19 protein-coding genes and 1 pseudogene are annotated in these 22,811 nt (G+C 61.4%); 10 read left to right on the plus strand and 10 right to left on the minus strand.

What is annotated here, in order from left to right:
* Positions 1–54: 54 nt before the first annotated feature.
* A complete protein-coding gene (locus ACZZZP_RS19965; RefSeq protein WP_463383863.1) occupies positions 55–504 on the minus strand; it encodes an REP-associated tyrosine transposase in 450 nt (149 codons plus the stop codon).
* A 239-nt stretch (positions 505–743) separates the two neighbouring features.
* On the opposite strand from ACZZZP_RS19965, the gene ACZZZP_RS19970 reads away from it, so the two are divergent.
* From ACZZZP_RS19970 to ACZZZP_RS19985, 4 genes and pseudogenes are all read left to right on the plus strand, one after another.
* Positions 744–2,099 (plus strand): 8-oxoguanine deaminase, encoded by a 1,356-nt coding sequence (locus tag ACZZZP_RS19970; protein ID WP_463383864.1) that lies wholly within the window; start codon positions 744–746, stop codon positions 2,097–2,099.
* A gap of 197 nt (positions 2,100–2,296) precedes the next feature.
* A pseudogene (locus ACZZZP_RS19975) lies at positions 2,297–3,380 on the plus strand (BMP family ABC transporter substrate-binding protein).
* 135 nt (positions 3,381–3,515) lie between these two features.
* Positions 3,516–4,484, plus strand: a complete 969-nt coding sequence (locus ACZZZP_RS19980) for a 2-oxoglutarate and iron-dependent oxygenase domain-containing protein (RefSeq protein ID WP_463383865.1) — start codon at positions 3,516–3,518, stop codon at positions 4,482–4,484.
* A gap of 144 nt (positions 4,485–4,628) precedes the next feature.
* A complete protein-coding gene (locus ACZZZP_RS19985; RefSeq protein ID WP_463383866.1) occupies positions 4,629–5,315 on the plus strand; it encodes an SDR family oxidoreductase in 687 nt (228 codons plus the stop codon).
* Between the two features lie 123 nt (positions 5,316–5,438).
* Here ACZZZP_RS19985 and ACZZZP_RS19990 read toward each other — a convergent pair whose 3' ends face one another.
* Positions 5,439–6,521, minus strand: a complete 1,083-nt coding sequence (locus ACZZZP_RS19990; protein WP_463383867.1) for a calcium:cation antiporter — start codon at positions 6,519–6,521, stop codon at positions 5,439–5,441.
* 135 nt (positions 6,522–6,656) lie between these two features.
* Between ACZZZP_RS19990 and ACZZZP_RS19995 the strand changes: the two genes are divergently transcribed.
* Positions 6,657–7,610, plus strand: a complete 954-nt coding sequence (locus ACZZZP_RS19995; RefSeq protein WP_463383868.1) for an adenosine deaminase — start codon at positions 6,657–6,659, stop codon at positions 7,608–7,610.
* 136 nt (positions 7,611–7,746) lie between these two features.
* Here the strand turns inward: ACZZZP_RS19995 and ACZZZP_RS20000 are convergent, their stop codons facing one another.
* From ACZZZP_RS20000 to ACZZZP_RS20015, 4 genes are all read right to left on the minus strand, one after another.
* Positions 7,747–9,132, minus strand: a complete 1,386-nt coding sequence (locus tag ACZZZP_RS20000; protein WP_463383869.1) for a PepSY-associated TM helix domain-containing protein — start codon at positions 9,130–9,132, stop codon at positions 7,747–7,749.
* Between the two features lie 18 nt (positions 9,133–9,150).
* Positions 9,151–9,645 (minus strand): copper chaperone PCu(A)C, encoded by a 495-nt coding sequence (locus ACZZZP_RS20005; RefSeq protein WP_463536794.1) that lies wholly within the window; start codon positions 9,643–9,645, stop codon positions 9,151–9,153.
* Positions 9,646–9,693: 48 nt separating this feature from the next.
* Positions 9,694–10,074, minus strand: coding sequence for a DUF2946 domain-containing protein (locus ACZZZP_RS20010; RefSeq protein ID WP_122493389.1), 381 nt, complete (start codon positions 10,072–10,074; stop codon positions 9,694–9,696).
* A gap of 85 nt (positions 10,075–10,159) precedes the next feature.
* Positions 10,160–11,068, minus strand: a complete 909-nt coding sequence (locus ACZZZP_RS20015; RefSeq protein WP_122493206.1) for a LysR family transcriptional regulator — start codon at positions 11,066–11,068, stop codon at positions 10,160–10,162.
* Between the two features lie 130 nt (positions 11,069–11,198).
* On the opposite strand from ACZZZP_RS20015, the gene ACZZZP_RS20020 reads away from it, so the two are divergent.
* Positions 11,199–12,212 (plus strand): zinc-binding alcohol dehydrogenase family protein, encoded by a 1,014-nt coding sequence (locus ACZZZP_RS20020; RefSeq protein WP_463383872.1) that lies wholly within the window; start codon positions 11,199–11,201, stop codon positions 12,210–12,212.
* Between the two features lie 199 nt (positions 12,213–12,411).
* Positions 12,412–12,591 carry a hypothetical protein gene (locus tag ACZZZP_RS20025; RefSeq protein ID WP_122449729.1) on the plus strand — a complete coding sequence of 60 codons (180 nt, stop codon included), beginning with the start codon at positions 12,412–12,414 and terminating at the stop codon, positions 12,589–12,591.
* Between the two features lie 26 nt (positions 12,592–12,617).
* Here the strand turns inward: ACZZZP_RS20025 and ACZZZP_RS20030 are convergent, their stop codons facing one another.
* Positions 12,618–13,808, minus strand: a complete 1,191-nt coding sequence (locus tag ACZZZP_RS20030) for a Bcr/CflA family multidrug efflux MFS transporter (protein ID WP_122493208.1) — start codon at positions 13,806–13,808, stop codon at positions 12,618–12,620.
* Between the two features lie 320 nt (positions 13,809–14,128).
* Between ACZZZP_RS20030 and ACZZZP_RS20035 the strand changes: the two genes are divergently transcribed.
* Complete coding sequence (locus ACZZZP_RS20035; protein ID WP_463383873.1) at positions 14,129–14,425, plus strand: hypothetical protein; 297 nt, start codon at positions 14,129–14,131, stop codon at positions 14,423–14,425.
* 587 nt (positions 14,426–15,012) lie between these two features.
* On the opposite strand, the gene ACZZZP_RS20040 is transcribed toward ACZZZP_RS20035, so the two are convergent.
* Both ACZZZP_RS20040 and ACZZZP_RS20045 read right to left on the minus strand, forming a co-directional pair.
* On the minus strand, positions 15,013–18,195 hold the full coding sequence (locus tag ACZZZP_RS20040) for an efflux RND transporter permease subunit (RefSeq protein WP_463383874.1): 3,183 nt from the start codon (positions 18,193–18,195) through the stop codon (positions 15,013–15,015).
* A gap of 12 nt (positions 18,196–18,207) precedes the next feature.
* On the minus strand, positions 18,208–19,371 hold the full coding sequence (locus ACZZZP_RS20045) for an efflux RND transporter periplasmic adaptor subunit (protein ID WP_463383875.1): 1,164 nt from the start codon (positions 19,369–19,371) through the stop codon (positions 18,208–18,210).
* A gap of 153 nt (positions 19,372–19,524) precedes the next feature.
* Between ACZZZP_RS20045 and ACZZZP_RS20050 the strand changes: the two genes are divergently transcribed.
* On the plus strand, positions 19,525–20,154 hold the full coding sequence (locus tag ACZZZP_RS20050; RefSeq protein WP_463383876.1) for a TetR family transcriptional regulator: 630 nt from the start codon (positions 19,525–19,527) through the stop codon (positions 20,152–20,154).
* A gap of 32 nt (positions 20,155–20,186) precedes the next feature.
* Positions 20,187–20,576: a hypothetical protein gene (locus tag ACZZZP_RS20055; RefSeq protein ID WP_463383877.1), complete on the plus strand. Its 390-nt coding sequence runs from the start codon at positions 20,187–20,189 to the stop codon at positions 20,574–20,576.
* A 658-nt stretch (positions 20,577–21,234) separates the two neighbouring features.
* On the opposite strand, the gene pdxR is transcribed toward ACZZZP_RS20055, so the two are convergent.
* On the minus strand, positions 21,235–22,731 hold the full coding sequence (pdxR, locus tag ACZZZP_RS20060) for a MocR-like pyridoxine biosynthesis transcription factor PdxR (protein WP_463383878.1): 1,497 nt from the start codon (positions 22,729–22,731) through the stop codon (positions 21,235–21,237).
* Between the last annotated feature and the right edge of the window lie 80 nt (positions 22,732–22,811).

The raw sequence follows: 22,811 nt of genomic DNA on the forward strand, positions 1-22,811 counted from the left end.
CGCTCCCACAGGACCGCGGAATTTCTGTGGGAGCGGCTTTAGCCGCGATTGGATCTAAAGCCAAACCGCGTCCCACAGCGGGTAGTCACCGATGCGTTCGACTAGACCAGCGCGCAACGGGTTCGCAACCACGTAACGAGCGAATGCGGGAAGATCGTCGTCAAATCGCAACGCGTGCTCGTGATATCCGTTCTGCCAAAACGAACCAACGCCTCCCGATTTCTTATTTAGCCGCAGCGCGCTCCGACCTTTCACACGCTGAATCAACGTCGCCAAAGAGCCTCGGCTTAGCGATACCAGCCAATGGAAATGGTCGGGCATGATGACCCACGCCAGAGATTCAGCCAGACCGTCTTCATGTGCGCTGCGCAATTCGGCCACCAAGAGGCGCCCGAGGTGGAAGTCGGTGAACACCGGCTTGCGGCCCCGCACGGCAGCGGTAATGAAGTAAATCCGGCCCTCTTCGGAGTATCTGCCGGTTCTAAGGTGTGAGGATTTAGGCATTCCGTTGCCTTTTGGTGAGGGGGTGAGTTTGCGATCGCTATCGAGGCTGAAGCCTCTCCTACAGGATCTCGGTTGCTTGCAGCTTCGGTGTTAACAACGATGGTAACCGTCAGGCGCCGGCAGTTGATCCTGACCACCCAGTTAGGTATTGTCGCCACCACGCCTTACGGCTACCTGGATCAGCAGACAGGGCAACACTGAGCTGGCTACCTGAAATCAACCTCAAGGAGCCTACTCACATGGCAGCTACCCGTCTCTGGATCAAAAATCCCCTCGCCGTTTTCACTGCTAATTCACTCGACGCCGCTGGCGGTCTGGTGGTGGAAAACGGGGTTATCGCTGAAGTGCTCGGCGCTGGCCAATCTCCTTCCCGCCCCTGCGATTCCACCTTCGATGCCCGCGAGCATGTGTTGCTGCCGGGCCTGGTCAATACCCACCATCACTTCTATCAAACCCTCACCCGTGCCTGGGGCCCGGTGGTTAATCAGCCGCTGTTTCCGTGGCTGAAAACCTTGTACCCGGTGTGGGCGCGGTTGACGCCGGAAAAGCTGGCGCTGGCGACCAAAGTGGCGCTGGCCGAGTTGCTGTTGTCAGGTTGCAGCACGGCGGCCGATCACCATTACCTGTTCCCGGGTGGCCTGGAAAACGCCATTGATGTGCAGGTTGATGTGGTGCGCGAGCTGGGCATGCGCGCCATGCTTACGCGCGGTTCCATGAGCCTGGGCGAGGCCGATGGTGGCTTGCCGCCGCAGCAAACGGTGCAGCAAGGCGAGGTGATTCTGGCCGACAGTCAACGCCTTATTGAGCAGTACCACGAGCGTGGCGATGGCGCGCAAATTCAGATTGCCCTGGCGCCGTGCTCACCGTTTTCGGTCACCCAGGACATCATGCGCCAGAGCGCCGAACTGGCTGAGCGGCTGGACGTGCGCTTGCACACGCATCTGGCCGAAACGCTGGATGAAGAAGATTTCTGCCTGCAACGGTTCGGCCTGCGCACTGTGGATTATCTGGACAGCGTCGGCTGGCTCAGTTCCCGCACCTGGCTCGCCCACGGCATTCACTTCAACCCGGACGAAATCGCCCGCCTCGGCGCGGCCGGCACCGGTATCTGTCATTGCCCAAGCTCGAACATGCGCCTGGCCTCGGGCATTTGCCCGACGGTGGACCTGGAAGCCGCCGGCGCGCCGATCGGTATTGGCGTGGACGGCTCGGCTTCGAACGATGGCTCGAACATGATTCTCGAAGCGCGTCAGGCGTTGTACATCCAACGCCTGCGTTACGGCGCTGAGAAAATCACCCCGGAGCTGGCGTTGGGTTGGGCGAGCAAAGGCTCGGCGAAATTGCTGGGCCGCACGGATATTGGCGAGCTGGCCGTCGGCAAACAGGCCGACCTGGCGTTTTTCAAGCAGGATGAGCTGCGCTTCTCCGGCAGCCACGATCCGGTTTCTGCGTTGCTGTTGTGCGGCGCAGATCGGGCCGACCGCATGATGATTGGCGGCGAATGGCGTGTGGTGAACGGGCAGATTGAAGGGTTGGATGTTGCCCAGCTAATCGCCGACCACCGCCAGGCGGCAAAAGCGTTGATCGCCGGTTAAACCCGGCCGTTGCACCACATCACAGCGCCCACGCGGCGCAACGCACCAACAGCGTTCTCTTGCTGCATGCCGGTAACCGCTGGCGCCCCGCTTCTACGCGGCGCCAGCGGTTATTTGTCCAGTTGGTCAATTTTTTGCAATTGCTCTCGCCAGCCATTCAAAAAACAACGACACACACCACTGGAGCTCTATTCGCTATGCGGAACACATTGAAAAAGCCCCTGCTGCGCACCCTGATCGCCGCACTCGGTTTCAGCGCCACGTTGGGCGCCTCGGCGGCGGATCCGCTGAAGGTGGGGTTTGTTTATATCGGCCCGGTGGGCGATCACGGTTGGACCTACCAGCACGAGCAAGGCCGCAAGGCGATGGCCGAAGCGTTGGGCGACAAGGTCGATACCAGCTATGTGGAAAACGTGCCCGAAGGCGCCGACGCCGAACGCGTGATCCGCAATATGGCCAAAGGCGGCTACAAGCTGATTTTCACCACCTCGTTCGGCTACATGAACCCGACGCTGAAAGTGGCCAAGCAATTCCCCGGCGTCACCTTTGAGCACGCCACCGGCTACAAGCAGGACAAAAACCTCGGCACTTACTTGGCGCGCACCTATGAAGGCCGTTATGTGGGCGGCTACCTCGCGGCGAAAATGACCAAGACCAAGAAGGTCGGCTACGTCGCCTCGTTCCCGATTCCGGAAGTGATCCGCGACATCAACGCCATCCAACTCGCGCTGGACAAGTACAACCCCGGCACCGAAATGAAAGTGGTGTGGGTGAACTCCTGGTTCGATCCGGGCAAAGAATCCGACGCCGCCAACGCGCTGATCGATCAGGGCGTAGACGTGGTGTTCCAGCACACCGACAGCCCGGCGCCAATCCAGACAGCGGAACGCCGCGGTGTGTACTCGGTGGGCTACGCCTCCGACATGGCGCACTTCGGGCCAAAAGCGGTGCTGACATCCATCGTCAACAACTGGGGCCCGCATTACATCAAGTCGACCCAGGCGGTGCTCGACGGCACCTGGAAACCGCAGGATTTCTGGGGCGGGCTGGATGACGGCACCGTGGAATTGCCGATCAGCGACATCGTGCCGGCTGATGTAAAAACCGAGGCAGAAAAAATTATTGCCGACATCAAGTCGGGCGCCTTCCACCCCCTTCACTGGCCCGATCAAGGACCAAACCGGTGCGGTGAAAATTCCGGCTGGCGTGGTCGCCACCGAAGCGGAACTGGCCTCGATGAATTACTACGTAGAGAACGTCAAAGCCGAATTGCCGAAGTAAAGGTGCCGCGTTAAACCGGGGCACCTCGCGGGGTGCCCTTTTTGCAGTTGCTATCCGTGCCGTCCCTGCTGAATGGCTCAGCAGAACCGCCTCTTCGCTATGGGTACGAGAAGACCTGAGCAGCTTGGAGCCGACATGCCCAATTCCCTTCCCATTATCGACATCGCCCCGCTGTATCAACACGACGACGCCGGCTGGCTGAACGTTGCCAAGCAGATCGACGCCGCCTGCCGCGAGTGGGGCTTTTTCTATATCAAGGGCCACCCGATCACCGCGCAGCGCATCGACGATTTACTCAACGCAGCGAAGACATTTTTCGCCCGCAGCGAAGCCGACAAACTGCGCATCGACATTACCCAGAGCGAGCACCATCGCGGCTACGGCGGCATCGCCACCGAGCAGCTCGACCCGACCAAGCCGAGCGACCTGAAAGAAACCTTCGACATGGGCTTTCATATGCCCGCCGACCACCCGGAAGTGCTGGCCGGCAAACCGCTACGCGGGCCGAATCGCCACCCGGACCAACCCGGTTGGGAAGCGTTGATGGAACAGCATTACGTCGACATGCAGGAGCTGGCGAAAACCTTGCTGCGGGCCATGACCATTGCGCTGGGTATCGACCGCGACTTCTTCGATGTGCGCTTCAACGAGCCCATCAGCGTGCTGCGCATGATCCACTACCCGCCGCGCCATACCGCCAGCAGCGCCGAGCAACAGGGCGCCGGCGCGCACACCGATTACGGCTGCATCACCTTGCTGTACCAGGACGACGCTGGCGGCTTGCAGGTGCAAAACGTCAAGGGCGAATGGATTGACGCGCCGCCGATTGCCGGCACCTTTGTGGTCAACCTTGGCGACATGATGGCGCGCTGGAGCAACGACCGGTACAAGTCGACGCCACACCGGGTAATCAGCCCGCTGGGCGTGGATCGCTATTCCATGCCGTTCTTTGCCGAGCCGCACCCGGACACCGTGATCAGTTGCCTACCGGGCTGCTCGGACGACAGCCACCCGCCGAAGTACCCGCCAGTGACCAGCGTGGCGTATTTGATGTCGCGGTTTGCCGATACGTACGCGTACATCCGCGAGCAGGAAGCGCTGTAGCGGCGCAGCAAAAACTCGCGGCTGAAGCCGCTCCCACAGGAGCCAAAAGTTACCTGTAGGAGAGGCTTCAGCCTCGAGCTTTTCAGCCGCCCGCTCCATCCCCCGGCTATGCTGTGCTCCCTACCCTTTCAACAGGAGCCGACCATGGCACAGACAAAATCCGCACTCATCATCGGCGCCTCGCGCGGCCTTGGGCTGGGCTTGGTGCGCCAGCTGCACGCCGATGGCTGGCAGGTGACGGCCACCGTTCGCAGCCAGAATGGCGTCGATGCATTGCAGGCGCTGGCCGGGGTAAAGGTCGAGCAACTGGAGATGAACGACGGCGCGCAAGTCAGCGCGTTTCAGCAGCGCGTGACTGGGCAGACGTTTGATCTGGTGTTTATCAATGCCGGCGTTTCCGGTCCGTCGCATCAGTCGGTTGAAGAAGCCACTGTCGAGGAGATCGGTCAGCTGTTTATGACCAACGCCATCGCCCCCATCCGCCTGGCGCAACGGCTGGTGGCGCAGATCAACAAGCCCGACGGCGTGCTCGCTTTTATGAGTTCGGTGCTGGGCAGCGTGGCCATTCCCGAGGGCAACCACATGGCGCTGTACAAGGCCAGCAAGGCGGCGCTGAATTCGATGACCAACAGCTTTGTCTGTGAGCTGCCAGTTGACGGGCTGACCGTGTTGTCGATGCATCCAGGCTGGGTGAAAACCGACATGGGCGGCGAAGGCGCAACACTGGATATCGAGACCAGTTGCAAAGGGATGGTGGCGCAAATCAACAAACAGGCCGGCGTGGGTGGGCATCGGTTTATTGATTACCAGGGCGAAGCGATTGTTTGGTAAGAGCCGCCCTCACCCCAACCCTCTCCCGTAAACGGGAGAGGGGGTCAAATCGCGCTAGAGGGGCGGATGGCGTTTGTCTCCCCTCGCCCGGCACGGGAGAGGGGCTGGGGGTGAGGGCGCGGTTTACAGGCCGATAAACGTCAGCATCAAAAACGTCGCAAACAACGCGAAGTGGGTCATGCCTTCAATGGCATTGGTCTCGCCGTCGTTAAGGTTAATCGCCGCCACCACCAGGGTGATAAACACCATCATGGTTTGCACCGGGGTCATGGCCATGATGAACGGCTGACCGGTGTACAGCGCGATGCCCTCCATCACCGGCACGGTGAGAATTACCGTCGACAGCGAAGCACCGAGTGCGATGTTCACCACCGATTGCATGCGGTTGGCCATGGCCGCGCGCAAGGCGGTGAGAATTTCCGGGGCGGCGGAAATGCCGGCCACCAACAACGCCGCCAACACGGGTGGCGCGCCGGTGCCCTCAAGGCCGAGGTCGAGGGTTTTGGACATCACCTCCGCCAAGGCGCCAATCACCACCACGCCGACGATCAGCAAACCAATCGACAACGACTTGCTCTCGCGCTCTTCTTCCTGGGCGTTGGCGCGGCGTTTTTCCGGGTAGCTGTAGCTGAAGAAGTAACTGTGCGGGCCGACCTGCATGCGCAGAAACAAGCCGTAGAGCATGACCATCATGACGATGGTGAACGCCGAATAGGCTTTCCACGAGTTGTCCGGAACGAACTCCGGCACGATCATGGAAATGCCCATGGCGGTGAGGATCATCACGCTGTAGCTGCGCGCGGAATCGTCGTTGTACGGCTGCTCGCCGTGCTTGAGGCCGCCCATCAACGCGGCAAGGCCGAGGATGCCGTTGATGTCGAGCATCACTGCCGAATAAATGGTGTCGCGCACCAGGGTTGGTGACGCTTCGTTGCTCATCATGATGCCCAGCACCACCACTTCCACCAGCACGGCGGCAGAGGTAAGAATCATGGTGCCGTAGGGGTCGCCCACCCGGTGCGCCAGTAACTCGGCGTGGTGCGCCACGCGCATGGAGGCGCAGATAATCGCACCCACCAGCACCAGCGCGCTGAACAGCGCAACGGCTTGCCCCGAATGCAGCAGCACATGCTCCAACGGGTAGGCGATGGCCACCGCCAGGATGGCGATCAGCAGCATCTTTTCGTTCTTGAGGTGGGCAAGCATGGGATGTCGGCGCTCCGTGGCAACAAAATGTTTCGGCAGTCTACGTGCCCATCCGTTCAGAGAGAATCGCGTGCGGGATTCTGTCTTCACGGTCAGCTAAACTAGCCGGCATTTCCAACTGACAAGGTGCTCACCATGTACGACTGGCTCAACGCCCTGCCCAAAGCCGAATTGCACCTGCACCTGGAAGGCTCGCTCGAGCCGGAGTTGCTGTTCACATTGGCCGAGCGCAACAAGATTGCCCTGCCCTGGAACGATGTCGAAGCGCTGCGCAGCGCTTACGCGTTCAACAACCTGCAAGAGTTTCTCGACCTCTACTACCAAGGCGCCGACGTGCTGCGCACCGAGCAGGATTTTTATGACCTGACCTGGGCCTACCTGCAACGCTGCAAAGCGCAGAACGTGGTGCACACCGAACCCTTTTACGACCCGCAAACCCATACCGATCGTGGCATTCCGTTTGAAGTCGCACTTAACGGCATTGCCACCGCGCTGAAAGATGGCCGCGAACAACTGGGCGTGAGCAGCGGTTTGATCTTGAGTTTTCTCCGGCACTTGCCCGAAGACGCCGCGCAGCAAACCCTCGACCAGGCGCTGCCGTTTCGCGATGCGTTTTTTGCCGTCGGCCTCGACAGCTCGGAGATGGGCCACCCGCCGAGCAAATTCCAGCGCGTATTCGATCGTGCTCGCGGCGAAGGTTTTCTCACCGTGGCGCACGCCGGCGAAGAAGGCCCGCCCGAGTACATTTGGGAAGCGTTGGATCTGCTGAAAATCAGCCGCATCGACCACGGCGTACGCGCCAGCGAAGACCCGCGTTTAATGCAGCGAATCATCGACGAGCAAATTCCGCTGACCGTGTGCCCGCTGTCCAACACCAAGCTTTGCGTGTTCGACCACATGGGCCAGCACAACATCCTCGACATGCTCGAACAGGGCGTGAAAGTGACGGTGAACTCGGATGACCCGGCGTACTTCGGCGGCTACGTGACCGAGAACTTCATGGCGCTGCACGAGCACCTGGGCATGACCCAGGAACAGGCGCAGCGGCTGGCGCAGAATAGTTTGGATGCGCGGTTGGTTAAGGGTTGAGCCTTTAGATTGGCGGTGGCGTCTCCCCCTCACCCTAGCCCTCTCCCTCAGGGAGAGGGGACGAAAAGCCAAAGCGCTGCGCCGATCGGCTCCCCTCGCCCCCGCGCGGGAGAGGGGCTGGGGGAGAGGGCAAGGCCTACGCCGTCTCCATCCGTCTCACCCGCGAGATCACCAACCAATCCAACACCCCAATCACCACCAGCGACATGCCCACCAGCGGAAACGCCACGCCCAGCGCAATGATGATCACCACCGCCGTTTTCCACAGCGGCAAGTCATGGCGCAGCGGCGGTACACCGAGTTGGCCTTGCGGCCGACGCTTCCACCAGATCACCAGACCACTCACCGAGCTGAGCAAAATCAGCAGGCACACGGCCAACATCATCAGCTGGTTGGCCAGGCCGAACAGTTTGCCTTCGTGCAGCATCACCCCGGTTTCCACGCTTTTGGCCACCAGGTTGTAGTGCTGCCAGCGCACGTCGGCGAGCACCTGGCCGCTGTATTGGTCAATGTGCAGCGTGGCGTCGTTTCGGGGGTCGTCGGCGAAGACCGCGATGGTGTAAACGCCCTCTGCGCCCTGCGGCAGCGTGATGCTGTAGCCGGGCGTTACGCCGTTGGCTTCGGCGATGTCGACCACCTGTTGCAACGGAATCTGGCCGCTGGCGGCGGGCGCCATGTCGGCCATGTGGTGGCCGTTGTGCGCCGCATGGGGATCAACAGCCGGCGGCTTGGAAGCGGGCAGCGGCGTGTTCTCAACGGCCCAGGGCACGGTCTGCGAATCGCGGGTATTGAGGCTGCGGGCTTCGGCGCCGGACTTGGGCACGTCGTTCCACATCGCGGCCGGAAACTGGTTCCACACGTCCGCAAAGCTTTTGCCCCAGAAGCCGGTCCAGGTCATGCCGGTGAGCAGCATAAACAGCAACAGCAGCGAACCCCAAAAGCCGGTCACCGCGTGCACGTCGCGCCAGAACAAACGCCCCCGCGCCGCCATGCGTGGCCACAACACGCCCGCGCCCCAGCGACCACGCGGCCACCACAGGTACAGGCCCGACACCACCAGCACCACGCCCCACCCAGCGGCCAGTTCCACCAAGCGGTCGCCGACGGTGCCGATCATCAACTCGCCATGCAGCGCACGGGCAATGGCTTGCAGGTTGTTTTGCGCGTCCTGGCTGCCGAGCACCGTGCCGTTGTACGGGTCGACAAACAGATTGAGCTTGCGCCCCGCCTCGGTCACCACGAACTGCGCGCTGTGGCGCTCGTCCACCGGCGGCAGATATTGGCTCACGGCGGCTTGGGGATACTCCGCTTGCACCCGCGCCAGCTGCGCTTCGGCGCTCAGGCGTTGGCCAATCGGATTGACTTCCAGCAGGTCGGCGTACATCAGGTTATCGAGCTGCGGTTTGAACAGATAAATGATGCCGGTCAGCGACAGCATCACCATAAAAGGAATGACAAAAAGCCCGGCGTAGAAATGCCATCGCCAGGCCTGGTTGTAGAACGACACAGGCGCCTTGCTCATACACTTTCCCCCGGCGTGTTAGTTGCTGTGCTCAGACATGTCGTGCTTGGACATATCGTGCTGCGCAGGCGGTGCATTTTTTTGCACGGCCACCTGCACGGTCACCTCGCCAGCTTTTTCAAACGTCAGGGTCAGGGGAAAGCGCTCGCCGTCTTTGAGCGGTTGTTTCAGGTTGAACAGCATCACGTGGTAGGCCATGGGCGCGAAGGTCGCTTCGCCGCCAGCCGGCACGGTGACGAACTGCACCTGCTGCATTTTCATCAGGCCGTTCTGGTCGATGTGCTCGTGCATCTCGGCTTTGCCGGCCGCCGGCGTTGCCACCGAGACCAACCGATCAGCGCTGGCGCCTTTGTTGTGCACGATGAAATAGGCCGCCGCCGTGGGGGCGCCCGGCGGCATTTCGCGCGACCACGGATGATCGATATGCAGCTCGCCCACTTCGTACTCGTGGGCCACGGCAGCAAACGACACGCTCAGCAGCGCGCTCAGAAACAAGGACTTGAACAGGGTCATCACACTTCTCCAAAAAATGAACACGGGGTTAGCAGCAGAACAGCGTGTTCAGATCGGGGAAGCGCGGGGGTTGGCCGAGGGCCACAAGTAACGGGGCGGCGCTTTGCTGCGCGGCTCCCAGGCCGGGAGACGGTCGCGGCGCGGGCGCAGCAGCCAGCTCAGGCAGAACAGCAGCGCCAGGCCGAGGCTGATGGCGCCGCAGAGGGGACAGTTAAACGACGGGGTGGCGCTGTCGTCGTTGATCGAGCCGCTGCCCGAATCCAGCGTGGGGCCGGCGCCGTTATCGGCGGAGCAGAAGGCGCCGCCCAGACCATTCAAGCTCAAGCCCATCATCTGCCCATGGCCAATGCCGCAGGCGAGCACGTTGAACAGCACGCTGAAATACAGCAGCCAGGCAACGAGCGAGCGATGGGAGGGGGAGGCGATCATGGCGCGCGACTCTACCAGCGCGCGGCGCGATGACAAGCCCCGGCGCACGAGCCATTTGCCGCACATGCCGTTTCGTTGGGCGGCACTACGGCTTGGCTTCGAGCAGTTGGCTACAACGCAGTTGAATGAACTCACGCAGCAAGTACACCGTTTTACTCAGTTGGGCGCGATGGGTGCAGATTAGGTTAAGAGCCGCCGGCTCGCCACGCAGTTCCGGCAACAACACCTTTAGGCGCCCGGCCTTCACGTCGGCGGCAACGTCCAGCCAGGATTTGTACATAACGCCGCGCCCGGCCACGCCCCAGCGGCGCACCACGTCGGCATCGTCACTGACCTGATTACCGCCCACCGTCACGCTCAGTTCACGCTTGCCATCGATAAACCGCCAGCGCTCGTGCAGGCGGCCGCCGAGCATGTACAGCAGGCAATTGTGCTGCGCCAGTTGGTCGACCCGCAGCGGTTCGCCGTGCTTTTTCAAGTAAGCCGGCGAGGCACATAACACGCGGCGGTTGTTGGGTGCCAACGGCAGCGCCACCAGACTGGAATCTTCCGGCGCGCCGTAGCGAATGGCGATATCCACCGGCTGGCGATAGAGGTCGGCGTTGCGGTCGCCGAGCAGCAGGCGCACGTGCAATAACGGGTGCTCGGCCTGGAACTCGTCGAGCCAGGGCAGCAGCACATTGCGGCCGAAATCCGAGGGCGCGGAAATTTGCAGCACCCCACTAATGTCTACCTTCCTGCCCGCCAATTGCTGCTGGGCTTCGTCTAGGCTTTGCAAAGCGGCACGGGCATAGCCCAAAAACTGCTCGCCTTCAGGCGTCACGCGCAAACTGCGCGTGGAGCGGGCGAACAAGCGTACTTCGAGCTGCTGCTCGAGCCGCTTGAGCGCTGCGCTGGCCACGGCTGGCGACACATCCAGATCACGCGCCGCCGCTGACAGGCTGCCCAAGTCAGCGGTACGCACAACAATTTGCAGATCATCCAGGCGCAACATGGCGGTTCTCGCGGCAGGCAATTATCAATAGAGAATTGAAAGAGAGTTCGCTTTTACGCTCTTTTTCCCACTCGCGAAATATCACAACCTGCACGCCATCCATCGCCCATCCACTTTTCGGAGTCTTCATATGAAAGCCATTGCCTATTACCACTCGCTGCCCATCGACGACGAAGCCGCCCTGCAAGACATCGAACTCCCCGCCCCAACCCCGCTGCCGCGTGATTTGCTGGTGGAAGTGCGGGCGATTTCGGTAAACCCGGTTGATACCAAGATTCGTAAAAACGTGGCGCCGGAAAATGGCGACGCGAAGGTTCTGGGCTGGGACGTAGCCGGCGTGGTGAAGGCGGTAGGCAGCGAAGTGAGCCTGTTCAAGGTCGGCGACAAGGTGTTTTACGCCGGCGCCCTGACCCGCGCTGGCGCCAACAGCGAGCTGCACGTGGTGGACGAACGCATCGTCGGCCATATGCCGAAAAATCTCAGCTTCACCCAAAGTGCCGCCCTGCCGCTGACCGCGATCACCGCCTGGGAACTGCTGTTCGAACGCCTGCAGGTGCCACAAGGCAGCAGCGGCAAAAAACACAGCCTGCTGGTGGTAGGCGCCGCTGGCGGGGTGGGTTCTATTCTGGTGCAACTGGCTCGTCAGCTCACCGACCTCACCGTGATCGGCACCGCCTCGCGCAGTGAAACCCAGGACTGGGTGCGCGAGCTGGGCGCCCACCACGTCATCGACCACAGCAAGCCGCTGGCCGAAGAACTCAAACGCATCGGCGTCGGCCAGGTGACCTACGTCGCCAGCCTGACCAACACCGATGACCACTTCGATCAGCTCGTCGAAGCGCTGGAACCGCAGGGCAAGCTGGGCCTGATCGACGACCCGAAAAGCCTCGACGTGACCAAACTCAAGCGCAAGAGCCTGTCGCTGCATTGGGAATTTATGTACACCCGCTCGATGTTCGAGACCGCCGACATGATCGAGCAGCATCGCTTGCTCAATCAGGTGGCCGAGCTGATCGACGCCGGCACGTTGAAAACCACCGTCGGCGACCACTTCGGCAGCATCAACGCCGCCAACCTGCGCCGCGCTCATGCGCTGCTGGAAAGCGGCAAGGCCAAGGGCAAGATTGTGCTTGAGAGCTTCTGACTGCCGTGACGGCGATTGCGGCTGATCGGAGTGACGCCCTGCAGCTCCTACAGGTTTTTCTATCAACTGTGGGAGCGGCTTCAGCCGCGATGCTTTTAACCACACGACCGCGTGTCGCTCGAATGACGGCAGTCAAAGAAAATTCACGAACGCTGACTAGACTGCAACTTCCTCGACATACCAACCGCAGGAGGCAGGCATGAAAATTCTGGTTCGTACGCTCTCCACGCCGCAAGGCCCGCTTTGGCAAGTTCGCATGGATCAACATGCCGTGAGTTTCCGCAGCGAGGCGCAAGCCCGCGAGTTCGTCACCACCCTGGAAGCCCGGCTGAAAGCCCCGCACCAACTCCCGCAAGTCGAACAACGCGCCGCCGGATAGCGCGTTTTTTTATGCCCAACGTGCCGTTACAACACCCCGAACGGCACGTTCTTGGCGCTGCGTGATGTCACCAGCGCCAGCACCATCGCCACCACACCGCACAGGCTGATGACCATCGCCATCGGCATCGCCGTGCCGTCGTGCAGCACACCCACCAAACTGGCAGCGCCCGCCGCCACGCTGAACTGCAAGCAACCGAGCAACGCCGACGCGCTGCCCGCGTGGCTGCCCTGCCCGGCCATGGCGCAGGCCGAGGCGTTGGGGATGATGCAACCCAGGCTGGCGATAAAGCAGAACAACGGCAGCATCAGCGGCCACAACTGCGCCGGTTTGAATGCCGTGACGGCCAGCAGAATCAGGGCGAACAACAGGTACAGCCACACGATCCGCACCAGCCAATAACCGGGGCCGTGGTGACGCAACAGGCGCGCGTTGATCTGCGCCGTCAGAATAAACCCCGCCGCGTTGCCACCAAACAGCCAGCCGTAATGCTCGGGCGGCACGCCATACAGTTCGATAAACACAAAGGGCGAACCGGCGATATACGCGAACATACCCGCCATGGCGACGCCGCCCGTGAGCGCATGGCCGAGGAACTGGCCGTCGCCCAGCAAACGCCAATACTGACCAAATGCCCCCCGTAACCGCGGCCGCTCCAGGCCGGCGGGAATCGTCTCCGGCAACCACAGCGCCACCCCGAGCAGGCACAACACGCTGAAGCCGGTGAGGCACCAGAAAATCGACGGCCAGCCAAACAGATTGAGCAACACCCCGCCCCCGAACGGCGCCAGAATCGGCGCCACGCCCATCACCAGCATCAATTGCGAGAAGGCTTTGGCCGAGGCCAGCGGGTCGCACAAGTCGCGAATCACTGCGCGGGAAATCACCATGCCGGCGCAACCGCCCAGGGCCTGCACGAAGCGCGAGGCGATCAGCCATTCCAGACTCGACGACAGCGCGCACGCGGCCGATGCCAACGTAAACAGCACCACACCGACGAGCAGCGGCAGGCGGCGGCCGAAGCGATCGGTCAGCGGCCCGTACACCAACTGCCCAATCGCCAGACCGCTGAAATAGGCGGCGAGGGTGAGCTGAACATGCTCGACGTCGGTGCCGAAGGCGTGGGCCAGGGTGGGGAAACTGGGCAGGTAGAAATCGATGGCCAACGGGCCGAAGGCACTGAGCGCGCCGAGGATAAGCAGGATACGTAAGTTCATTAAAGGTCCGGCAACAGCGAGAACACGAGGCGGGGCATGGTACACCGTGGGAGGGGTTGGGCCGTAGGCGGACGTTGGGGTTGGCGATGGCCGGAGGGCTCGGTTGCTGGGGTTGTGCGATAGCGCTGGAGTTCGCGTGATACAGGTATTTGCGCTCGGCTTGAGATTCTGGATTCCCGCCTGCGCGGTAATGACGGTGAACTTTAATAACACCTCCGTCATTGCCGCGAATGCGGCGGTCCGCCGATTCGGGATCCAGGGTTTTTCAGGGATCGCTGCTCGGCGGGAGATTCTGGATCCCCGCGTGCGCGAGGATGACGGTGGACTTTAATAACACCTCCGTCATTCCCGCGCAGGCGGGAATCCAGAGTCGTTCAGCCGCGGCCATTCCACGGAAATTTCTGGCTCCCGAATCCAGAGTCGTTCAAGTATCACCGCTCGGCTTGAGATTCTGGATTCCCGCCTTCGCGGGAATGACGGTGGACTTGAATAAAACTTCCGTCATCCTCGCGAAAGCGGGGATCCAGGCTCGTTCAAGCATCGCCGCTCGACGAAAAACCCTAGATCCCGAATCGGCGGACCGCCGCGTGCGCGAGGATGACGGTGGACTTGAATAAGACCTCCGTCATTCCCGCGAAGGCGGGAATCCAGGCTCGTTCAGGTATCGCCGCTCGAAGAAAAACCCTAGATCCCGAATCGGCGGACCGCCGCCTGCACGAGGATGACGGTGGACTTGAATAAAACTTCCTTCATTCCCGCGAAAGCGGGAATCCAGGCTCGTTCAGGTATCGCCGCTCGACGAAAAACCCTAGATCCCGAATCGGCGGACCGCCGCGTGCGCGAGGATGACGGTGGACTTGAATAAGACCTCCGTCATTCCCGCGAAGGCGGGAATCCAGGCTCGTTCAGGTATCGCCGCTCGAAGAAAAACCCTAGATCCCGAATCGTCGGACCGCCGCGTGCGCGAGGATGACGGTGGACTTGAATAAAACTTCCGTCATTCCCGCGAAAGCGGGAATCCAGGCTCGTTCAGGTATCGCCGTTCGACGAAAAACGCTAGATCCCGAATCGTCGGACCGCCGCGTGCGAGGAGGATGACGGTGAATTTGAATAAGATCTCCGTCATCCTCGCGAAAGCGGGGATCCAGGCTCGTTCAAGCACCGCCGCTCGACGGAAAACTCTGGATCCAGCCTCGCCCAGTTATCACCGATCCGCAGGCAAATCACTCGCCCGAGGAACCTCAGGCGCCACCGCTTTCCCCTTATCCCCCTTCCCTTTCCCTTTCCCCATCCGCGCCGACGCACTCTCCACCAGCAAATAAAACATCGGAATCATAAACGTCGCCAACAGCGTCGCCGCCAACATGCCGCCAATCACCCCGGTGCCGATGGAGTGGCGACTCGCCGACCCCGCCCCCGTGCTGATGGCCAACGGTACGCAGCCGAGAATAAACGCCAGCGAGGTCATGACGATGGGCCGGAAGCGCAGTTTCGCGGCCTCCAGCGCCGAGTCGTAAATGCTCATGCCTTGGCTGCGGCACAGCACGGCGAATTCGACGATGAGGATGGCGTTTTTCGCCGCCAACCCAATCAGCGTCACCAGGCCGACCTGGAAGTACACGTCGTTCTGAATGCCGCGCAGCCATACCGCCAGAATGGCGCCGAACACCGCGAACGGCACCGCCGTGACCACGGCCAGCGGCAAGGTCCAGCGTTCGTATTGGGCGGCAAGAATCAGGAACACCATCACCAGCCCGAATAGAAACGCGGTGCTGCCAGAGCCCTGGGAAGCCAGTTCCTGATACGCCTGGCCGATCCAGCCGATGGTGTAGTCGCTGCCCAACGTCGCATCGGCCACTTCCTGCATCGCTTGCAGCGCTTGCCCCGAGCTGTAGCCAGGCGCCGGCCCGCCGAGCACTTTCGCGGCCGGGTACACGTTGAACCGTGCATAACTGTCGGGGCCGAGAATGCGCCGTACGCTGACCAATGAGGACAGCGGAATCAGCTCTGACGTGGCGGTTGAGCGCACGTACACCTGGCTCAGGTCTTCGGGCTTGCGCCGGAACTCCGCCTCCGCCTGCAAGCTCACCTGCCAGGTGCGGCCGTAAAGGTTGAAGTCGTTGACGTAGTAGCTGCCGAAGGTGGTTTGCATGGCGGTGAATACATCGTTGATCGCCACGCCCAAGGCCCGCGCTTTGATGCGGTCAAGGTCGATGTAGTACTGCGGCACGTCGGCGTTGAAGGTGGTGTTCACGCCCGCGAGCTCGGGCCGCTTGGCCGCTTCGGCCATAAATTTATGTACAGTTTCAGCCAGTTTTTCACTGCTGCCGCCACTGCGGTCCTGGATGTACGCCTCGAAGCCGCCGGTGGTGCTCATGCCGGTGATGGGCGGCGGGTTGAAGGTCATGACCATGGCGTCTTTTTGCGAGGCGCCCATGCCCATGAACGCGCCGGGCAGGTTGCGCGCGTCCAGCTCCTCGGTGGTGCGCTCGCTCCAGTCTTTCAGCGGCACGAACGACACCCCGGCGTTGCTGCGCGTGCCGAAGGTGAGCACGTCGAAACCGGCGAAGGTCACCACGTCTTGCACGGCCGGGTGCTTCATCAGTTGCTGGGTCACGTCGCCGGTCACTTTCTCGGTGCGCGTCAGCGAGGCGGCGGCCGGCAGGAAGTAGGCGTTGATGACGTAGCCCTGGTCCTCATCTGGCACTAGCGACCCCGGCACGCGGCCGAACAACACCACCATTAAGGCGATCATGCCGCCGAACAGCAGCAAGCCGATTATCGAGCGTTTGAGAAAGAACACCACGCCCCGGCTGTACCCGTTCGTGGCGCGTTCAAAGAAGCTGTTGAACCAGCGGAACGGCGCCGCTGGCTCGTGGTGCCCGGGCTTGAGTAACAAAGCGCACAGCGCCGGCGACAGCGTCAGCGCCACCAGCCCGGACACCGCCACCGACACGGCAATGGTGATGGCGAACTGCGAATACATCTGCCCCGCCAGCCCGCCGAGAAAGCCCACCGGAATAAACACCGCGCACAGCACCAGCACGATGGCGATGATCGGCCCGGTCACTTCTTCCATGGCTTTGATCGCCGCCTCGCGCGGCGGCAGTTTCTCGGTGCGCATCACCCGCTCGACGTTTTCCAGCACCACAATCGCATCGTCCACCACGATGCCGATGGCCAGCACCAGGCCGAACAGGGTCAGCAAATTGATGGAGAACCCGAGCATGTACATGCCGGCAAACGTGCCGATCAGCGACACCGGAATTGCCAGCACCGGAATCAGCGTGGCGCGCCAGTTCTGCAGAAAAATAAACACCACCAGCACCACCAACACCAACGCCTCGAAGAAGGTGTGAATCACCTCTTCAATGGAAACGGTCACGAACTTGGTGGTGTCGTAGGGGATTTTGTAGGTAATGCCCGAAGGGAAGCGCTTGGCTAGGCGCTCCATGGTCTGATTCACCAGCTTGGCGGTGTCCAGGGCGTTGGCGCCGGGTTGCAGGTAAATACCAAAGGCGGCGTTTTGCTGACCGTTGAGGGTGGTTACCAGCGAATAGTCCTGCGCGCCAAGCTCCACTCTCGCCACATCTTTAAGCAGCAAGCTGGCGCCGGTGGCGTCGGTGCGCAGAATGATGTTCTCGAACTCTTTCGGGTCGGCAAAACGGCCCTGAGTCGTGACGGTGTAGGTGAAGTCTTGCTCCTGAGTCAGCGGCTGTTTGCCAAAGCTGCCGGCGGCGAATTGCGAGTTCTGCTCCTGAATGGCATTCACCACGTCGGTGGGCGTGAGGTTGTATTGCGCCAGCTTGTCCGGGCGCAGCCAGATGCGCATGGAGTAATCCTTGGAGCCAAACTGACTGGCATCACCCACGCCTTTCAGGCGTTTGAGTTCATCGATCACGTTGATCAGCGCGTAGTTGCTGATAAAGATCGGATCGCGCGAACCGTCCGGCGAATACAGGGTGATGACTTGCAGGATGTCGGAGGATTTCTTCTCCACCTTCACCCCTTGGCGACGCACTTCTTCCGGCAGCTTCGCCAGCGCCGCCTGCACCTTGTTGTTGACGTTGATGGTCGCCTGGTCCGGGTCGGTGCCGACCTGGAAGTACACGTTCAGGCTCATCGCCCCGCTGCTGTCAGAGTTCGAGAGCTGGTAAATCATGTTCTCGACGCCGTTGATCTCCTGCTCCAGCGGCGCCGCCACGGTTTCGGCGATCACCTGCGAACTGGCGCCGGGGTAACTGGCGGTGACGGCCACCTGCGGCGGCAGAATTTCCGGGTACTGGGAAATGGGCAGCGAGCGCATGGCCGCCAGCCCGGCGAGCACGATAACCACGGAAATGACCGTGGCGAAAATCGGCCGATCAATAAAGAAGCGAGAGATCACGGCGACGCTCCTTTAGGATTTTTTCGCAGGTTGTTCGGCTTGTGCCTTCGCTTCACCGGCTTTGACCGGCGACTCCGGACGCACCTTGAGAATGCCTTCGACAATCACCTTGTCGCCCACACTTACCCCCGACTCGATCACCCACCGCCCCTCCGACGTCGGCCCGGTGGCAACCTGGCGAGCATGGGCGACACCCTGGTCATCCACCACATACACAAACGTGCCCTTCGGCCCTTGCAGCAAGGCACGCTCCGGCACCGTAACGGCGTTGGGGCGCGTAAGGCCCTTGATCACCACGCGCATAAATTGGCCGGGCAGCAATTTCTGGTCGGGGTTGGGCACCACGGCGCGGGCACTGACGGTGCCGGTGCCGCTGCTGACGAAGCTGTCGGTGAAGTCGACGCGGCCCTCGATGGGGTAACTGCTGCCATCGCCAAACTTCAGCTGGGCGAACAATTTGCCGTCAGCCGGCATCGCCAATTTGCCGCTCTGTACGCCCTCACGCAGGCGCTCGGCCTCGGTGTCGGGGTAGGCGAAGTTGACGTACAGCGGGTCGAGTTGAGTGAGTTGAGTCAGCAGGCTGGCATTGGCATCGGAGGCCACCACCAGGCTGCCTTCGGACACCGTCTGTTTACTGGTGATGCCGGAAATGGGGGCGACCACCGTGGTGTAGTCGAGATCGATTTGCCGCGACTCCACTTCGGCCTTCGACGCCTCGACGTTGGCCTTGCTCTGCTCGAAATTGGACACCGCGTTGTCCAGCTCGCTTTCGCTGGCGAAGCCCTTCTTCTGCAGCTCGCGAATGCGCTTGAGATCACGCTCGGTCTGGCGATAGCGCGCCTGTGCTTGCGCCAGTGCGCCTTGGGCGCGCATCAGCGCGGCCTGATACGGCCGAGGGTCGATGCGAAACAGCACCTGACCGGCTTTCACCTTGCTGCCTTCGTCGTAGGTGCGTTGCTGCAAAATGCCGCTCACCTGCGCGCGCACCTGCACCTCGCGATAACCAGCGGTGCGGCCGGAATACTCCAGCACCAGCGGAAAGGTTTCGGCTTTGGCCACTTCCACGGTCACTTCCGGCGGTGGCGGGGCGGCCGCTGCTGGCGCGTCGGCGGCCAGACTGTTCGCACTGAACAGGCTCAGCGTAATCAAAACAACAGAAGACAAGGCGTACGGCATAGCGGTCTCCATGACCAGGCGCATCAGAAAGTTGGCTATCCAGAGCCGGCCGATACATACGAGTGTGTTTGTAAAACCTGACAGGCATTACACTCACCCCCCTACGCCCCGCTCTAACTGAACAAGAGCCTAGACAGAAATAGCCCAACCGCCATGCGCCGAACCAAAGAAGAAGCAGAGAAAACCCGCAGCGCCATTTTGTTGGCCGCCGAGATGTTGTTTCTGCAAAAAGGCGTGGGCCACACCACCCTGGATCAAATCGCCAAAACCGCCGAAGTAACGCGCGGCGCGGTGTACTGGCACTTCCAAAACAAAGCCCATTTGTTCCACGAAATGCTCGACCAGGTTCGCCTGCCGCCGGAGCAAATGGCCGAGCTGTTATCCGCCGACAACGGCCGCGAACCGCTGCAAAGCCTGCGTGACATCTGCGTGGACGCGCTCATCGACCTAGCCCACGACGAGCAGCGGCGGCGGATCATGACCATCCTGCTGTTTCGCTGCGAGTTCACCGACGAGCTGCGCGAAGCCGAAGACCGGCACAACGCCTTTGTTCGGCAATTTATCGACGTGTGCGAAACCGTATTCCAGCGCGCCGCCGACAGAGGCCATCTACACCCCGCCATGACCCCACGCATGGCCGCGCTAACCTTGCATGGCCTGATGATTGGCCTGTTCAGCGACTACCTGCGCGACCCCGACCTGTACCGCCCCGACGAGCAAGCGGCGGCGATGATCGACACCCTGTTCCGCGGCCTCGCCCGTCAATGGCCGCTAAACAACTAAGCTAGAAAAATCTGCCGGCAGGAGTGCTGACCATGCGCTTTTTATTCACCCTTTCGCTGCTGCTGCTTTCGACGCTGGCGCACGCCGAATTCGCCGATGCGCCGACGCCGCAATCCGACGGCTACGGCGTGCTGATCATTTCGCGCGAACGCCTGGAAGTCGGCAGCCCGTGCGACATCGGCCTCTACCTGCAAGACCAATTGGCGGCGCGCTTGTGGCAAGGCCAATCGGTGGCCTTCAACCTGCCGCCCGGCGCCATCTCCGTGAGGCTTGGCCTGCTGGGACCCGGTGTTTGCTCACCGGGCATCAGCCAGGCCACCAGCATTCTGGTCGACCTGATACCGGGCGAGATTCGCCGCTATCGAATTGCGCTGAATACCACCGGGTTGTACCTGCTGCAGGCGCCGGCGTTGAATCAGTGAGGCCTTCGGCCTTTGGTTCCGGCGTTTCCAGGAATCGAGGCTAAAGCCTCTCCCACAGAAATTCGGTCCCTGTAGGAGAGGCTTTAGCCTCGAGGTTTTGATCTAAATCTTTTGATCTTGATCTGGCTTGTGACCTACCCGCACCGTTTATCGCAGGCCGAGTGGAGTCGTTGCGTAGGGGGTTGAGCGGCCGGGAGCCGCGAGAGGCGTGTCGGGCCAAGGATGGCCCGTCTCGCCGTGCCCCCGGAGCAAGGACGGAGCGAGGGAACCTGGAGCGCAGCGTAAGGCCAAGGTAGGGGCTAGACCTTTTGGTTACTTTTGGGTGGTCCGGCAATCCGGCAATGCCAAAAGAAGCTCGCGCGTAAGGCGCGAAACAAAAACGTTCAGCACACGCGCTAATGAATAGCTTCGCCGATCTACCGTGTACGGCTTGAAATACTGGATCCCCGCGTTCGCGAGGATGACGGGGGTTTGATAACGAACGCAGTAGAGAAGCTCGCGCGTAAGGCGCGAAAACAAAAACGTCCAGCGCACGCGCAAATGAATACCTCCGCTGATCTACCGTGTACGGCTTGAAATACTGGATTCCCGCCTGCGCGGGAATGACGGGGATTTTGATAACGAGCTCGGTAGAGAAGCTCGCGATCCAGCTCTGGATTCAAATCCCCTCCAACACCTCCCCCAACACCCGAATCCCCGGCCTGATGCGCTGCGCATCAATCGCATGAAACCCCAACCGCATAAAATTCACCGGCACATGCTGGCCAAAGAAAAACTGCGCCCCCGCTTCAATCAACACACTGCGCTGCGCTGCCGCCCACGCCAATTTCTGCGTATCCACCCCCGCTGGCGCCGCCAGCCAAAAAGCGCTGGCCCCCGGGCTGCCCACCGGTTCGCAACTGGGCAATTCCTCCCGCAGCGCCTCGCTCAAGGCTTCACGGCGCCGTGCATGTTCTTCACGGAAGCGGCGCAAGTGCGCGTCGTAGTGCCCCTGGGCAAGAAACTCCGCGAGCATTCGCTGGTTGTTCAGCGGTGGATGCCGGTACATGAGGCGACGCAGCGCGCGAAGCTCGTCGATCAATTCGGCATCAGCCACCAGATAGCCCATGCGCAAGCCCGGCGAAAAAGCTTTCGACAGGCTGCTCAGGTAAATCACTCGGCCCTGGGTGTCGCTGGCTTTGAGCGCCGGCTGCGGGTGGTTGTCGAGGTTCAGTTCGGCGTCGTAGTCGTCTTCGATCAGCACCTGGTCGTGCTCGCGGATGTGCGCCAGCAACTGAGTGCGGCGCTCGGCGCTCATGGCGATGCCGGTCGGCACTTGGTGGCCGGGCGTTACGTACAGGTATTCACAGTCGTTCAGGCGCGAGTCGACCACCAGCCCTTCGCGGTCGATGTCTTGCAGCTGAACGTGCGCGCCTTGCAGGTCGAAGATGCTCAGGGCGTCGCGAAAGCCTGGGTTTTCCACGGCCACTTTTACGCCTTTGCCCATCAGCAGAGTGGCGAGCAAATACAGCGCATTCTGCGAGCCGAGGGTGACCAGAATTTCATCGGCACGCGCCCAGATGCCGCGTTTGGGCAGCACGCGGGTGCGCAGTTGTTCGATGAGCATTTCATCGTCACGGTCAAAGCGGTCGCGCAGCCAGCCTTGGTCGCGCTCGCTGCGCAACGTGTTGCGTGACACTTCGCGCCAGCGCTCCAGCGGAAACAGGTCGCGAATCGGTTGGCCGTAAATAAACGGGTAGGTAAAGCCGGCCAAGTTGCTGGGGCGCAGCACGCCGTGCTTCAGGCTGGGCTGCATTTTGAAACGCGCGGCCCAATTCGGTGCACGCACGTTGGCGCCACTGTCGGCGTGTTCGGGTTGGCGCTGCGGGGTCATGCGCAGCACGCTGTCGTCGAAGTCGGCGCCGCAATAGTCAGGGTGCAGGTAATAGCCGCTGCGCGGGCGGCTGATGAGGTAGCCGTTGTCGAGCAGGCTTTCGTACACCAGCGCCACGGTGTTGCGCGAAACCGAGAGCTGTTGCGACAGCTTGCGGCACGAAGGCAACGGTTCATCGGCGGGGAAACCGCCGCCCAGAATGGTCGACACCAGCGACTCGCGCAGTTGCTCTTGCAGGCCCCGCTGGTGGTCGAAAGACAGATGAAATAGATGATCGATCATGGTCGTTCCACTCGCTTGCCGACCGAGGAACTTTGCAATTAGCGCGCCACGATTTTCGCCCGCCGCACTGGCCAGTCGAA

Source organism: Pseudomonas sp. AC211 (assembly GCF_979258055.1).